General features: G+C 41.0%; 12 protein-coding genes. 11 read left to right on the top strand and 1 reads right to left on the bottom strand.

The window, feature by feature from the left end; all coding sequences use genetic code 11:
* Positions 1-449 precede the first annotated feature (449 nt).
* From V1500_RS02565 to rlmD, 3 genes are all read left to right on the top strand, one after another.
* Positions 450-1,667, top strand: a complete 1,218-nt coding sequence (locus V1500_RS02565; RefSeq protein WP_409304074.1) for an MFS transporter — start codon at positions 450-452, stop codon at positions 1,665-1,667.
* Positions 1,668-1,780: 113 nt separating this feature from the next.
* Positions 1,781-1,936, top strand: coding sequence for a hypothetical protein (locus V1500_RS02570; RefSeq protein WP_409304075.1), 156 nt, complete (start codon positions 1,781-1,783; stop codon positions 1,934-1,936).
* 374 nt (positions 1,937-2,310) lie between these two features.
* Positions 2,311-3,678 (top strand): 23S rRNA (uracil(1939)-C(5))-methyltransferase RlmD, encoded by a 1,368-nt coding sequence (gene rlmD, locus V1500_RS02575; RefSeq protein ID WP_409305898.1) that lies wholly within the window; start codon positions 2,311-2,313, stop codon positions 3,676-3,678.
* 147 nt (positions 3,679-3,825) lie between these two features.
* Here the strand turns inward: rlmD and V1500_RS02580 are convergent, their stop codons facing one another.
* Positions 3,826-4,170: a DoxX family protein gene (locus tag V1500_RS02580; protein WP_409304076.1), complete on the bottom strand. Its 345-nt coding sequence runs from the start codon at positions 4,168-4,170 to the stop codon at positions 3,826-3,828.
* A gap of 560 nt (positions 4,171-4,730) precedes the next feature.
* Here V1500_RS02580 and V1500_RS02585 point away from each other — a divergent pair.
* The 8 genes from V1500_RS02585 to V1500_RS02620 all read left to right on the top strand — a co-directional run bounded on the left by V1500_RS02585 (position 4,731) and on the right by V1500_RS02620 (position 12,676).
* Positions 4,731-4,790 (top strand): TetR family transcriptional regulator, encoded by a 60-nt coding sequence (locus V1500_RS02585; protein ID WP_409305899.1) that lies wholly within the window; start codon positions 4,731-4,733, stop codon positions 4,788-4,790.
* Positions 4,771-5,214 (top strand): hypothetical protein, encoded by a 444-nt coding sequence (locus V1500_RS02590; protein WP_409304077.1) that lies wholly within the window; start codon positions 4,771-4,773, stop codon positions 5,212-5,214. The genes V1500_RS02585 and V1500_RS02590 overlap by 20 nt, the downstream gene beginning before the upstream one ends.
* Before the next feature lies 1 nt (position 5,215).
* Positions 5,216-6,364 carry an FAD-dependent monooxygenase gene (locus V1500_RS02595; RefSeq protein WP_409304078.1) on the top strand — a complete coding sequence of 383 codons (1,149 nt, stop codon included), beginning with the start codon at positions 5,216-5,218 and terminating at the stop codon, positions 6,362-6,364.
* A 619-nt stretch (positions 6,365-6,983) separates the two neighbouring features.
* On the top strand, positions 6,984-8,570 hold the full coding sequence (locus V1500_RS02600; protein ID WP_409304079.1) for a sensor domain-containing diguanylate cyclase: 1,587 nt from the start codon (positions 6,984-6,986) through the stop codon (positions 8,568-8,570).
* Positions 8,571-8,985: 415 nt separating this feature from the next.
* The gene (locus V1500_RS02605; protein WP_409304080.1) at positions 8,986-9,768 is read left to right on the top strand and encodes a hypothetical protein; all 783 of its coding nucleotides are present in this window, start codon (positions 8,986-8,988) and stop codon (positions 9,766-9,768) included.
* Between the two features lie 1,107 nt (positions 9,769-10,875).
* The gene (locus tag V1500_RS02610) at positions 10,876-11,283 is read left to right on the top strand and encodes a hypothetical protein (RefSeq protein ID WP_409304081.1); all 408 of its coding nucleotides are present in this window, start codon (positions 10,876-10,878) and stop codon (positions 11,281-11,283) included.
* A 1-nt stretch (position 11,284) separates the two neighbouring features.
* On the top strand, positions 11,285-11,953 hold the full coding sequence (locus V1500_RS02615; RefSeq protein ID WP_409304082.1) for a PspA/IM30 family protein: 669 nt from the start codon (positions 11,285-11,287) through the stop codon (positions 11,951-11,953).
* An 84-nt stretch (positions 11,954-12,037) separates the two neighbouring features.
* Positions 12,038-12,676, top strand: coding sequence for a M50 family metallopeptidase (locus V1500_RS02620; RefSeq protein ID WP_409304083.1), 639 nt, complete (start codon positions 12,038-12,040; stop codon positions 12,674-12,676).
* Positions 12,677-12,865 lie beyond the last annotated feature (189 nt).

The raw sequence follows: 12,865 nt of genomic DNA on the forward strand, positions 1-12,865 counted from the left end.
AGATTTAGCGCATAAATTTAGAGTTTCGAGCATAAAACCAGGCTAGTCGAGCATAATTCAGGAAATTTGATCAAAATTGGATACAACTTCGTTAATACCATAATGGTAAGAATTTTTACAGCTTAAAGAGATTTTTTTGAGCTTATTTGGTCAATATGCTGTTCTTATAGGCTATTTTGCTTCATTTCTGATGTAACATCATTATTAGGTTTTGCTTATATCTAGCTTTCAACCGAAATGTCACTTTCCGGACAGCCGCCATTCTTTTGCTTGCAAAGGATTCTTTTTTCGGGGAAAGAAATTGGACCTGCTCGCTTCAAGTATTCTTAAGTCTCCATATTGCCATACACTAGGTTTGTGATGTTTAGACTCAAGCAATCTTTTTGACAATAGTTTATGACAGGTCCATTATAGACCAGTGCATATTTGCAATCTAAGGAGGTAGTTACTTGAGTGCACATACAACTTCAAGCCGTGGAAACAGCTGGGCTTTATTTGCGTTAGCCGTGACTTCCTTCGGTATCGGGATCACGGAATTTATTAGTGTAGGAATCCTTCCAGCGGTAGCGAAGGATTTTGAAATATCTGTTACTATGGCAGGTTTGATGGTTTCATTGTATGCATTGGGGGTAGCTGTCGGGGCACCGATTTTAACGTCATTTACGTCTAAAATCCCTCGCAAAACGCTGCTTTTGTCAGTCATTATTTTATTTACTATAGGGCACGGTATCATCGCTTTTTCTCCTACTTTTAGTGTACTGATTGCTGGCCGCATTCTTTCGGCCTTCGCTCATGGGGTATTTATGGCCATCGCCACTACAATCGCCGCAAGCCTGGTACCAGAGAATCGGCGGGCAAGTGCTATTTCTATTGTGTTCGCAGGCTTTACGGTTGCAACTGCTACCGGCGTACCTTTAGGAACCTTTATTGGTGATCATTTTGGCTGGCGATATCCTTTTATGGGCATCGCGTTGATTGGGGTTATCGCGTTAATCGCAAACAGCATTCTTATTCCGTCTGGTATGCGGCAGAGTGCGTCTGCTTCCGTTAAAGATCAACTAAAACTGGTTACCCATGGTCGTTTGCTGCTGATTTTTCTAATTACCATATTAGGATATGGCGGTACATTTGCTGCTTTTACGTATCTTTCTCCGTTATTGCAAGAAGTAACAGGATTTAAGCCGGATACTGTCAGTATTATTCTATTTGTCTATGGAATTGCCATTGCTATTGGAAATACGGTTGGAGGGAAAGTATCCAATCATAATCCAATTCGTGCCTTATTCTATATGTTTATTGTGTTAGCTGTTATTTTAACTGTCTTAACATTTACGGCACCTTTTAAGATGTTGGCGCTGATTACAGTTATTTTCATGGGGCTTGCTGCCTTCATGAGCGTACCAGCCTTGCAGGTTTATGTGGTCATTTTGGCAGAACGTTATGTTCCAAACGCCGTAGATGTCGCATCAGCTCTTAATATTGCGGCTTTTAATATCGGGATTGCGAGCGGAGCGGCCTTAGGTGGACTGGTGACGGACTCATTAGGATTGATTCATACCGGATGGGTCGGAGCGCTTATGGTAGCAGCGGCCATTGTTCTAACAGGCTGGAATATAGTATTGGAGAAGAAAGAGAAACAGAAAGATAAAAAACGACTTGCCGCTTAGTCTGTGTGCATAGAAACAGCCAAGGTCTTTCACAAAAGCTTGGCTGTTTTTTGTGTTTAAAGAGAGGTGGAAAAGACAATACCGAGTTTACCCTGATAGGTAATGATTCAAAAATGATATCGGAAGAAGATGTTTCAAGCAGCCTGGGCAAGGTGGCAGCCAGATTCTCTGTTGAGATTGCGGAAGTAAAAGAGGTTCTGAAAAAAACGCCGGCAACAGGGAAGAATGATATCGTATCTTGTCCCCAGTATATTTGGGAATATGTATGATTCTTAAATAGAATGGTACTGGATTCTTTTTATTGATCCTGGTTTCTATAATGTAATATCTCTGCGGATTCTTGCTATTATTGACAAGTGCAGCCTTGTTATAGTATAAAAGTATTCGTTGAAGTTTGTATATATCCAAAATGTGTAGGTGCTTAATTCCTATATGCTAATGTATAATGCAATAGGAGATGGCACCTTTGTTATTGCCTGAATACTCGTGGAACTTTTATAAAATGCATTTAGGCATGGAGGATGTTTGGACTGTATCTCCTTAATTTTAGGGTTAATATTTTCTGAATGATGGATTATAGAGCAAGTAATAGATATCGCGCATAAAGGAGGAGAATTCATTGACAGTTACTACAGGGGAAAGAATGGAAGCAGAAATTCACCGGCTGGATGACAGGGGTTCAGGCCAGGCGGTAATTTGGCGTGAAAATGAACATGGTAACTTGCGAAAGTTAAAGCTTACGATCCCGCAGACTCTCCCAGGTGAAAAGGTGGATGTCACGGTTGCCAAGCCGGAAAAAAGACGATGGAAAGCAATGCCGAATGAAATTCTGGAGGTACATCCAGAAAGAACGGCACCGCCATGTCCGCATTTTGAAAAATGTGGCGGATGTGTCTGGCAGCATTGGCAATATGAAGGGCAGTTAAAGCAAAAGACCAACCATGTGAAAGAAGCAATTGAAGCTCAAGGTTTTGATCCAAACCTGGTATTGGATACAATCGGCATGGACGACCCTTGGCATTACCGCAATAAAATGGAGTTTACCTTTGCTCCGGACGGTTCCCTCGGCTTGCATGAGCAGGGGAATTTCCGCAAAGTTATCTCTCTTGAAACGTGCTTAATTGCGGGTAAAGAGATGGTGGAAGCTGCCATGGAAGTGGCGGAGTGGACGAAAAGCCATCAATTATCTGGATATAATAAAGACTTGCATGATGGTTTGCTTCGGCACTTGATGGTCAGACAATCATTTGCAACAGGAGAAATGATGCTGGCAGTATTTGCAACTGAGGCACCAGCCGATCATTTGAAAGAAGCAGCTGACGATTTGGTGCAGCGTATTACCCTGAAGTTCCCTCAAGTTAAAAGCTTGTTATGGCTTGAAAATACGGATTGGGCAGATCGCACTCAATCAGAAAAGAGCCATGTCCTAGCAGGACGGGATTTCATTTATGATGAAATGGATGGTTACCGTTTCCGTCTCTGGTTTGATACCTTTTTCCAAACCAATCCGACACAAGCGCAAAAACTGGTAGATTTAGCTGTTGAAATGGGACAGCCTAAGAAAACGGAGAAAATGATTGATCTTTTCTGTGGTGTTGGCACGTTTTCTCTTCCGTTCGCTAACAGAGTAGCGGAACTGGCAGGGATTGAAATTGTCGAGACGTCTATCGAATCTGCAAAACGCAATGCAGCAGATAACGGAATTGACAACACAACCTTCCTTGCAAAAGATGCAAGGAAAGGAATCGATCAGGTTTTGGAGTCCTTTGGAATCCCAGAGCTACTACTTCTGGATCCGCCTCGATCAGGTGCAGGCGGGAAGGTAATGAGGAGAATAGGGCGTGCAAAACCGGAACGCATTGTATATGTATCTTGTAATCCAGATACATTTGCAGTCGATATAAAGGAACTTGAACAATTTGGGTATACTTTACAAGTTGTACAGCCTGTTGATTTGTTCCCTCACACGGTTCATGTCGAAGCAGTCGCATTGCTTGTTTTAAATGATTAATCGCCAATAGAAATTTACAGCAGATGGCAACGGGGATCTAGATGATAATATTCCTCGCTTTGCCATCTGCATTTTTGCTTGCTTGAATGTGAGAGTTAATTTCGCCCTATAAAGAAGAACCCCCAAGTAAATGAGGGCTTTTTAATCCTATATGTTAATAACCAGTGCTGTAATCGAAAGCAGCCCTGCAATGATTGCTGGCAGACTGCTTTGTACTGGCTGCTTAACCCTAAAATGCAGTGCAATTGCAACGATCATGGTTATCGTCAACCATATTCCTCCGAACAATGCGAAATTAGCGTTCCATACACTAAGTAACATGGAAATCCCGCCAATCAGCTCCACAACAGCAGCTACTTTCCGGAACCAATCTGGTATATGTAAAGGCTCTAAAATGTCCATCACCGGTTTCATGCGAGCAAGAAGGGCGATTCCGAAAAAAGTAAACATAATTCCTAATAAGACTTGCAGTACTATGGATAAAATCGTCATGAATAACATCCTCTATTCTTTTTTTCATCTGACAAGCTGGCAGCAAATTAGCCACCCGGTTTGTATTTGGGCAAATGCCGCTTGAACTATAAGCGTAAAATTTTGCAATTCTACAAAAATTTTATCTTTTACAAGATTCCCTCCTATAATTCTGCTGTTTTTTACCAACCGAACATAATTTTACCACTTATTTCATAATTTTAAACTCCCGAATAAGCAATGTTACAAGAAGATTTATGGCGTTTAGCGGCATCGACCATTAGTTGGCAGGCCACTTAATTCCTGGATAACCGCCTACATCATACGGTTACAGTTCAAAGAATAATTCTGCACAGTCTCCATTATTTGTCTTTCGCAAATATTTGAAGAAATATTCCATATTAGCATAAAATGAAATGACTATAAGTCATTATCTGACTACAGTTCATAAAGAGATGAATATGTTAAGAGAATGAAGCAAAGACGAGTTAAAGCAATTAATATTTTTTACGTCACTTCAATTATTTAAAGAAAAAGGCTTGGAACGGGCGACGGTCGATTAAATTACACAGTCTTGCGGAATTGCAAAAGGGACGTTCTATAATTATTTCCGTAGTAAAGATGAAATTTTACTCCATTAGGCCATTATCAAATAGCCGTAATCAATCGAGTGGTCCGTTCTACATCGAACAGCATCAGTACGAAAGAACAGCTGCCGGCCAAGTTCAAAGAGCTCTTCGTCTATCTCCAGAGGATCGGGAGCTGGCAAAAGTCATTTTCTTTGAAATGCTTCATTCTCCGTTGAGTATGGAGCAGGAGGACAAGCAAGCCATGGAATTCAGGGCTGTACTTTGTCCGATTTTAAAGGAAGGAATCAAAAATCATGAGTTAAAAGGTCAAATGGAGCCGGAGAGCTTGTCATCTCTATTGGTATCCATATACTTTCAAACCGTTATGAATTGGCTGTCATTTCCTGGCCAGGTTCTGGATCCCGTGGCGGTTTTTATGTACCATTTTGAAATGGTTTGGGAAAGGATTGGCTCAAGTCAGAAGGGAGGATCATAACATGCCCAAAATCGCAATTATCGGCGGTGGCATCGGTGGCCTTTGTACGGGCATTGCCTTGCAGCAGAGAGGGTTTGACGTGGCCATTTACGAAAGCGCAAATACATTCCAGCCGCTGGGAGCGGGTCTTGGAGTAGGCGCAAATGCGCTGAAAGCATTAGAGAAGCTGAATGTAAAGAACATAGTGATGAAACACAGCAAGGTTTTAAATAAAATGGTTGTCTTTTCTAATAAAGGAACACCCCTTACAGAAACGGATTCACTGCTGGCAAGCGAGAGGTATGGGACGGACAATGTTACCATACATCGGGCAGATCTGCACCACATCCTAAGGAGTGCTTTAAATCCGGAATCGATTGTTTTGAATAAACGTTGTGTGGACTTCAAACAGGACCAAAACGGTGTCACGGTATTCTTCGAAGATGGAGATACCATCGTGGCAGACGCCGTCGTAGCTGCAGATGGGATCAACTCCCTTTTTCGCAGAAAGTTAGTGCCGAATTCTACTCCGAGATACTCCGGTTATACTTGCTGGAGAGGTGTGGTTTCTGACCCGAATATTGCGATCGACCAGCTTATAGCGACAGAAACCTGGGGGCTATCCGGGCGGTTTGGAATAGTGCCGCTTGAAGAAGGAAAAATCTATTGGTTTGCATGCAAAAGAGCGAAAGCCCGGGATCCGAAAATAGCGGGATATGGCATTAAAGAATTGCTTGCTATTTTTAAGGATTATCACAGCCCGATTCCACAGATTATCGGAGCCACAAGTGAGGATTCGCTCATTCATAATGACATTCTGGATATTAAACCGATTGGCCAATATGCCTTTCAGCGAATTGTCCTGCTGGGCGATGCGGCTCATGCAGCCACACCGAATTTAGGCCAGGGGGCCGGGCAAGCGATGGAAGATGCATATGTATTGGCTAGATGCCTGGAGACAAACGGCAATATAGAAAACGCATTTACATTGTATGAGAGGAAAAGATTAGACCGGACCCACAAAATTATAAAAATGTCCAATCAAGTCGGCCAGGTTGCCCAGCTGGAAAGCAAATGGCTCATTCCTTTAAGAAATGCGGTATTAAAGCTTATTCCACCATCTGTGAATATGAAGCGTTACGAATTTTTGTATGATGTGAATTGGGATTAAACTCCCGATTAATGAGATAAAGACGATTAAAATCAACAAGTTCAAAATCGGTATGCCAATCCCTGAAAAAAAATTATGGGATTGGTTTTTTTAATTGGGTTACCTTTCAGTAACAAGATGCGGAAGAGAATGGCGATTAATGGCGGTTACAAAGAGGGGCGAATAAGCATACTCAGATTTTCGTTTAATTGCAGCACATTAGACAAGTATTGGTAACGCAGAGAAGATGCTAATTTGTATGATCCAGGCCGCCAATATAAGCAAAATTCAGGGAAAGAGCCAGTGAGAAAAAAAGCAAGTCAAGGTATGGACTGATATACAGCCTTTCACAAAAAACGAAAGCATCCAACAATTGGGTGCTTTTTATTATGGCGGAGAATAAAGTATTTGGGATTATGCATCGATCCATAATGATTTTCACAATTAAACAGCTCAAGCAGAATAAGATGAGGGGTCACTCTTGTGTTAAAGACATTTGCAAAAATAGAGTGCCGAAAGAGTTAAGATATGAAAGATTGTGCAGGAAACATTTTCCTTGGTGATTCAAGTAGAGTGCATGGTATATTTTTGTAGGTTAATTTACGCGTTACTAGAAAATTTTTTCACCAGAGGAATAGATATGAAGATACGTATGAAATTCAGCATAAGATTTCTTGTTTTATTCTTAATGACTTTTGCGATGATCGGGACGTTTGTTGGAACTGTTGTTTCTAGTGTGGTAGTAAGCAGAAATAACTTGGAACAAAATTATTTAATTGATAATCAATATTATGCTCAAAAACTGGCTATCACAACAGATTCTCTTTTTGAGTCTATGTTGAAGAGCCTGACTTTAGAGTCAATGGCAAAAGAATATGTAACAGTTGATTCTGCGGAGATACGAAATGATTTGCAGCACTTGTTAAAATCTACCTCTTATTTTAATTCTACTTTATTTGTGGATCAAACAGGGCGTATAGTGTCAGCTGCACCAGAAAGGCAACTCGAGGGCACAACAGTGAAGAGTGTTGGAGTAACGGAAGCATTGACCAAAAAAATGCCCTTAATCTCAAAACCTTATACTGGTCTTACCGGAAAGCTGATCTTATTAATCTCTGTACCTGTTTTTGATGCTAATAAGAATTATAAAGGATTTATCGCCGGCACCATCATGTTACAGGAAGATAACAGTCTGAAGCGGGTGCTGGGTGAACATCCCAAACATGAAAATGACTCGTATGTATTTGTAGTCGACTCTTCAGGAAATGTGATCTATCACCCGGATAGTCGGTGGCTGAATGTGAATGTAAAAGCAAACGAAGTAGTACAGAAAGTGATGCAGGGCAAATCAGGAAGCCAGGAGGTTATGTCACCCGAGGGGATACCGATGCTCGCTGGTTACGCCACTTCTGCTTCGGCCAGCCATTGGGGAATCGTGTCTCAAACCCCTAAGGAATCTGTTATGCAGCCTACTTTCGAAATGGCCAAACAAGTAAGTATAATTGCGATTCCATTTATGATTACTGTTTTCTTCATTTCGCTCTTCATGCTTAATAAAATTGTGAATCCGATCAGGAAGCTGGCGCTCTATGCGAAACAAATAACAATTGACCCATCCATTCAATATCCCCGCATTCCAAACTGGTATTTCGAATTAAAAGATTTAAAACGGGCAATCTTGGTTGCTGTGAATTTTTATCAAAAAAAAATTGCATATGCTGAAACGGAGTCTAATCTGGATCCTTTAACTGGTTTTTATAACCGCCGCTTCCTGGATAGGGCAATTAAAAAGAATCTGAATGACTACTCGATTATTTTATTTGATATCGACCATTTCAAACATGTAAACGACCGATACGGCCATCAAATAGGGGATGAGGTCCTAAAATTCATTTCCAATTTAGTTACGGAAGAAATTCGGGAAACAGACTTGTGCATCCGGCTGGGAGGAGAAGAATTTCTGATTGTGCTTCCTCACACCGATATTGAAATGGCACATACTGTGGCAGAGCGTATACGAAAAAGGACAGAAATGACCATAAGCCCAACCGGAAAACCGATTACAATATCCATGGGTATTGGAAAGGATTTTGATAAAACGCATGATTTTGATGAATTATTACACATAAGCGACCAAGCGTTGTATAAAGCGAAGAAAGAGGGAAGAAATAAGGTCGTGGCCGTTCAAGGTATGTATGACAATAAAGCAGTGGAGATGGTTAAATAATATAGAGGTATTATGCTAGTGGATTAAGGTTCAATAGATATGCATGTTATTACAAAAGGCTGCCGATGGGCAGTCTTTTTTTGAACGAACAGCTTAGACTGCTGAAATAGGCATTGTGAAGGAAACGATATCCACAGTAGTTTTTTATAGAAAGATGTACAAGCGTACATTTATAAATATGGAGCCGGCTTGCAAAAAATAAACATATTTAAAAGTATCGTAAGAGTCACGACAATAGCAGAAAAACTAGATCAAAATCCAGTACACCACTCTGATTTCAAAACCATTTAGTTTTGCATAGCTAAAAAAACCATAAGATATTTTCTTTTTCACCGTTTTTTCACCATCTGTAGTTATTCTAGTCAATGTAGTAAAGATCACAGCAACTTAAAAATGAATCTGGAGGAAAAAAAACATGAAAAAGAAGTTAGTAGGACTTGCAGCAGCAGGAGCGTTGACAGTAGGGATTCTTGCAACAAGCGGAGTTTCGGCATTTGCAGCAACTGACACAGGCAGTACTGGAGCATGGAAGCAAAATCTGGACAGTGCTACCCAGGAAAAAGTAGACAAAATTATGGAGCAGGCAAAAACCAAATTAGCTAAAATAGGTGTAACCCTACCGGAGAGAGGCAAGAAAGGTGATTTTTTTGCCAACCTGGATGCTGCTACAAAGAAGAAAGCGCAGGCCATCATGGATAAGAAAAAAGCGGGAACCATCACGGAAGCCCGGGCTAAAGCACAGCTGGCCAAACTCGGTGTTGAACTTCCTGAAAGAGGGGACCATGCAGATAGGTTTGCCAATCTGGATGCTGCCTCTAAGAAAAAGGCAGAGGCCATCATGGACAAGAAAAAAGACGGAACCATCACAGAAGCCGAGGCAAAAGAACAGTTGGCCAAGCTTGGGGTCGAACTTCCTGAAAGAGGAGACCATGCGGATAGGTTTGCCAATCTGGATGCTGCCTCTAAGAAAAAGGCAGAGGCCATCATGGACAAACTACAAGCAGGAACAATTACGGAAACGGAAGCAAAGGACCAGCTCGCTAAATTGGGTACAGAACTTCCGTCTGAAGATCGGCATCATGATATGTTTGAAAATGTAGATGCGGCCACAAAGAAAAAGGTAGAAGCCATTATGGATGATGTAAAAACTCAGTTGGATGAACTGGGTGTCAAACCTGGAAAGGGTGCAAATCAATAATAAATTTTAAAAAGGCAGGAGCTTGCAATCGGCGGCTTCCTGCCTTTTTTATGTATATAAAATTTTGTACTTCATAAAAGAGAGGGCGTATTGCATTGCGGTAATGTTTTGTCCCAGGGAACACCGCACAATAAATTTTGCGTGTGATGAACTGCATTCACTCCATGTGCAAGTAAAACTATCAAATAGGAGAAAAATGGATTTATGACACGTCTAAGAAATTTCAGAAGATCAAGGGCATTTTGTGCAGTTCGAGCATAAAGTTTGTGGTTCGAGCATAAATCCTGGTCATCGAGCATAAACTGGCGTATTTCGAGCGTAAATCCTGATTTGTCGCTCATAAATCTTAAGATTTAGCGCATAGGGTAATATCTTAAACCGTTTTGCAACCATTCGAATCTGGCTTTTTCGGATATGGATAGAAAAATCAAAGGGTAGATTACTAAATGTTATGGCAAAGAGCCTAATTATCAGAAGATCAAGGGCGTTTTGCGCAGTTCGAGCATAAAGTATGTGGTTCGAGCATAAATCCTGGTCATCGAGCATAAACTGGCGTATTTCGGGCGTAAAACCTCATTTTTCGCTCATAAATCTTAAGATTTAGCGCATAGGGTAATATTTAAGCTGTTTTGGTACCATTCCAATCCGCCTTTTTGGATATGGATAGAAAAATTAAAGGTAGATTACTAATTTTTATGGAAAAGAGCCTAATTTCCAGAAGATCAAGGGCATTTTGTGCAGTTCGAGCATAAATCCTGGTCATCGAGCATAAACTGGCGTATTTCGAGCATAAAACCTGGTTTTTCCTTTCGCTCGTAAATGCTGAAGACTTTCATAGCTCGGTGTACACTATTAACTTCTTTTCATTGATTTGTATTTTTAGGACCTCCCGAATTCCCCCTGAGGTTCATTTTTTTAAAAAAACCACCGGCTGCATCATATCCGCATTCTAAAAATATGAAACTATCTGATGTCCACGATCCTCACTTAATAGCTTCATGGCCCTGCATAATTTTAACAACTTTTTTATAAAAGATTTTCCTTTTCACCAAGTTTTCACCATCGCCTACTAATATGTAATCATCGAGAACGGAAGGAGGAATGAAAATGACAGCTAAATGGATAAAAACTATATTCTGGGGTGGAGTCATCAGTCCATTCGTATTGGGAGTCTACTTTCTATTTGGAGGATATAGTGTCCTGGCAGCCGGGCCGCATGGACATGGTCCGGGAGGCATGGGGCCGAGGGGCGGCTTCGGAGGTGGCCATCATGGAATGCACGGCCCTCATCATGGGGGAGGATTTTCTTGGCTGGGAACCCTGCTATTCGTGATCATCGTGGCCGCTATTGTGGTGTTCCTTGTGAAATGGCTTAGAAAGAAATCAAAAGCTGCTTCTATGCAGCAGTTTATTGATACATCATTGATAGCGTCACGTACACAGCATGTGAGCAACAATGACACAATTTTAGATCAGTGGGAAAAAAATATAACAAACAAAAAGGAGAATGAGTGAGATGGGTATTTTTAAAAGGATTAAAACAATTGCAAAGGCTGATATTAATGGGCTTCTGGACAAGGTGGAAAATCCGATCGCCATGCTGAATGAATATTCAAGAGAAATGGAGCAGGAAATGGCTAAAGCCCAGAAGGCACTTGCCCAGCAGATTTATGTAGAAAGGAAGCAAGCGGATCTTATTCTCGAAACAAAGAGCTTAGTGGACAAGCGAACTCGACAAGCAAAACTTGCAATCAATGAAGGAGAGGATGCGATGGCGAAGCTGGCTGTGCAGGAAAAGTTAACACACGAAAAGCAGCTTGCCGTGTATCAGCAGCAATATGAAACAATAAAAGAACAAACACAAATTCTTAAGGATAAATTAAATGAACTGCAGCAAACCTATAATGAATTACAGCATAAGAAAATTCTATTGGCATCCCGGGCGAATGTAGCTCAATCCATTAAGCAGATCCAGAATGTTACGGCATCGTTCCAGACAGATGCAATCGCAAGAGGGGTTGCACGGGCAGAAGACCAAATCTTATTAATGGAGGCAAGGGTACAGGCTGGCAGCCAATTTGCAAGCCCATGGGCACAGTATGATGCAGCCAATCGAAACTATGTCGATGAAGAGGAAATCAATAAAGAATTGGACAAGCTGAAGGGCGAAAAACAGGCAGGCTGAGTTTAAGGATACGGGAGAGGAAGCATCAGCACTTAGCGTTGGTGCTTCTTTTTCTATATCAATGATAAAGAAAGGAGAATCATTTTGAACCATACACTCCCTATCCTTATTTATCTAGTAATTGCATTGCTGGTTACCAGAATTCCATATCTGGGAGTCTATTTCTCTCTGTTTAATACCCTGAGCCAGGAAGTAGTCCGGGTCCTTTTAGAGGGGGGCATTGCAAATAAAATAAGTTTGAAAACAAGAAGTGACGCCAGAATCGAAAAGTCCCTGTTAAAAAATACTTTTATTGCGTATGCAGGATATACGGGACAGTCGCTCGCAGCCATTGGATTATTTTATTTAGTGGCACATCATGACTACCATTTTATTCTCTACTTATTCATGGGTTTAGTGGGTGTTGCTGTTTTCCTTTGGGTTCGAAACTTTATTGATATCCTATGGGCGTTGTCTTTTGTTGTTTTACTGGCGCTGCCGATTTATTTCGGTTACGGCATAGCGATTATGCATATGAGTATTTTTCTGTCATCCTTCTTTCTTTGCCAATCTATCATCAATGGAATTCAAGTGTGCAGAAAAAGCCTTTCGGAACGCCAAGCCGGATCAGGATATTTGGCCCGCTTTAAAATAATCCCGGCCATGATCTTTGGAGCAGTTCTCGTCGGGCAGTCTCTTTATGCTGGATACTTTATCGTGAAAAACATTATTAGTTTACATTAACCGTCTATATTCGAGAACGGACAGTGAACTCAGTTCATTATATTGAAAGTGTACATGCTCTCTACATGGCTTGAATTGCCTAAAAAGATTCTCAGATAACACATAACGCTAATTGAACGGGAAGCCGTGTAATGGTTTCCCTGTTTTCTTGCTTTTACATATTTTAGATAAAAATATAACAAACTTTGT

The organism is Peribacillus sedimenti (assembly GCF_046237635.1).
GTDB lineage: Bacteria > Bacillota > Bacilli > Bacillales > DSM-1321 > Peribacillus > Peribacillus sedimenti.

What these genes read in the sequence shown, in the direction of transcription:
- V1500_RS02570 (WP_409304075.1), top strand. Translation starts at nt 1,781, where the DNA reads ATGATATCGGAAGAAGATGTTTCAAGCAGCCTGGGCAAGGTGGCAGCC.
- rlmD (WP_409305898.1), top strand. Translation starts at nt 2,311, where the DNA reads ATGGAAGCAGAAATTCACCGGCTGGATGACAGGGGTTCAGGCCAGGCG.
- V1500_RS02580 (WP_409304076.1), bottom strand. Translation starts at nt 4,170, where the DNA reads ATGACGATTTTATCCATAGTACTGCAAGTCTTATTAGGAATTATGTTT.
- V1500_RS02590 (WP_409304077.1), top strand. Translation starts at nt 4,771, where the DNA reads ATGAAATTTTACTCCATTAGGCCATTATCAAATAGCCGTAATCAATCG.
- V1500_RS02595 (WP_409304078.1), top strand. Translation starts at nt 5,216, where the DNA reads ATGCCCAAAATCGCAATTATCGGCGGTGGCATCGGTGGCCTTTGTACG.
- V1500_RS02600 (WP_409304079.1), top strand. Translation starts at nt 6,984, where the DNA reads ATGAAGATACGTATGAAATTCAGCATAAGATTTCTTGTTTTATTCTTA.
- V1500_RS02605 (WP_409304080.1), top strand. Translation starts at nt 8,986, where the DNA reads ATGAAAAAGAAGTTAGTAGGACTTGCAGCAGCAGGAGCGTTGACAGTA.
- V1500_RS02610 (WP_409304081.1), top strand. Translation starts at nt 10,876, where the DNA reads ATGACAGCTAAATGGATAAAAACTATATTCTGGGGTGGAGTCATCAGT.
- V1500_RS02615 (WP_409304082.1), top strand. Translation starts at nt 11,285, where the DNA reads ATGGGTATTTTTAAAAGGATTAAAACAATTGCAAAGGCTGATATTAAT.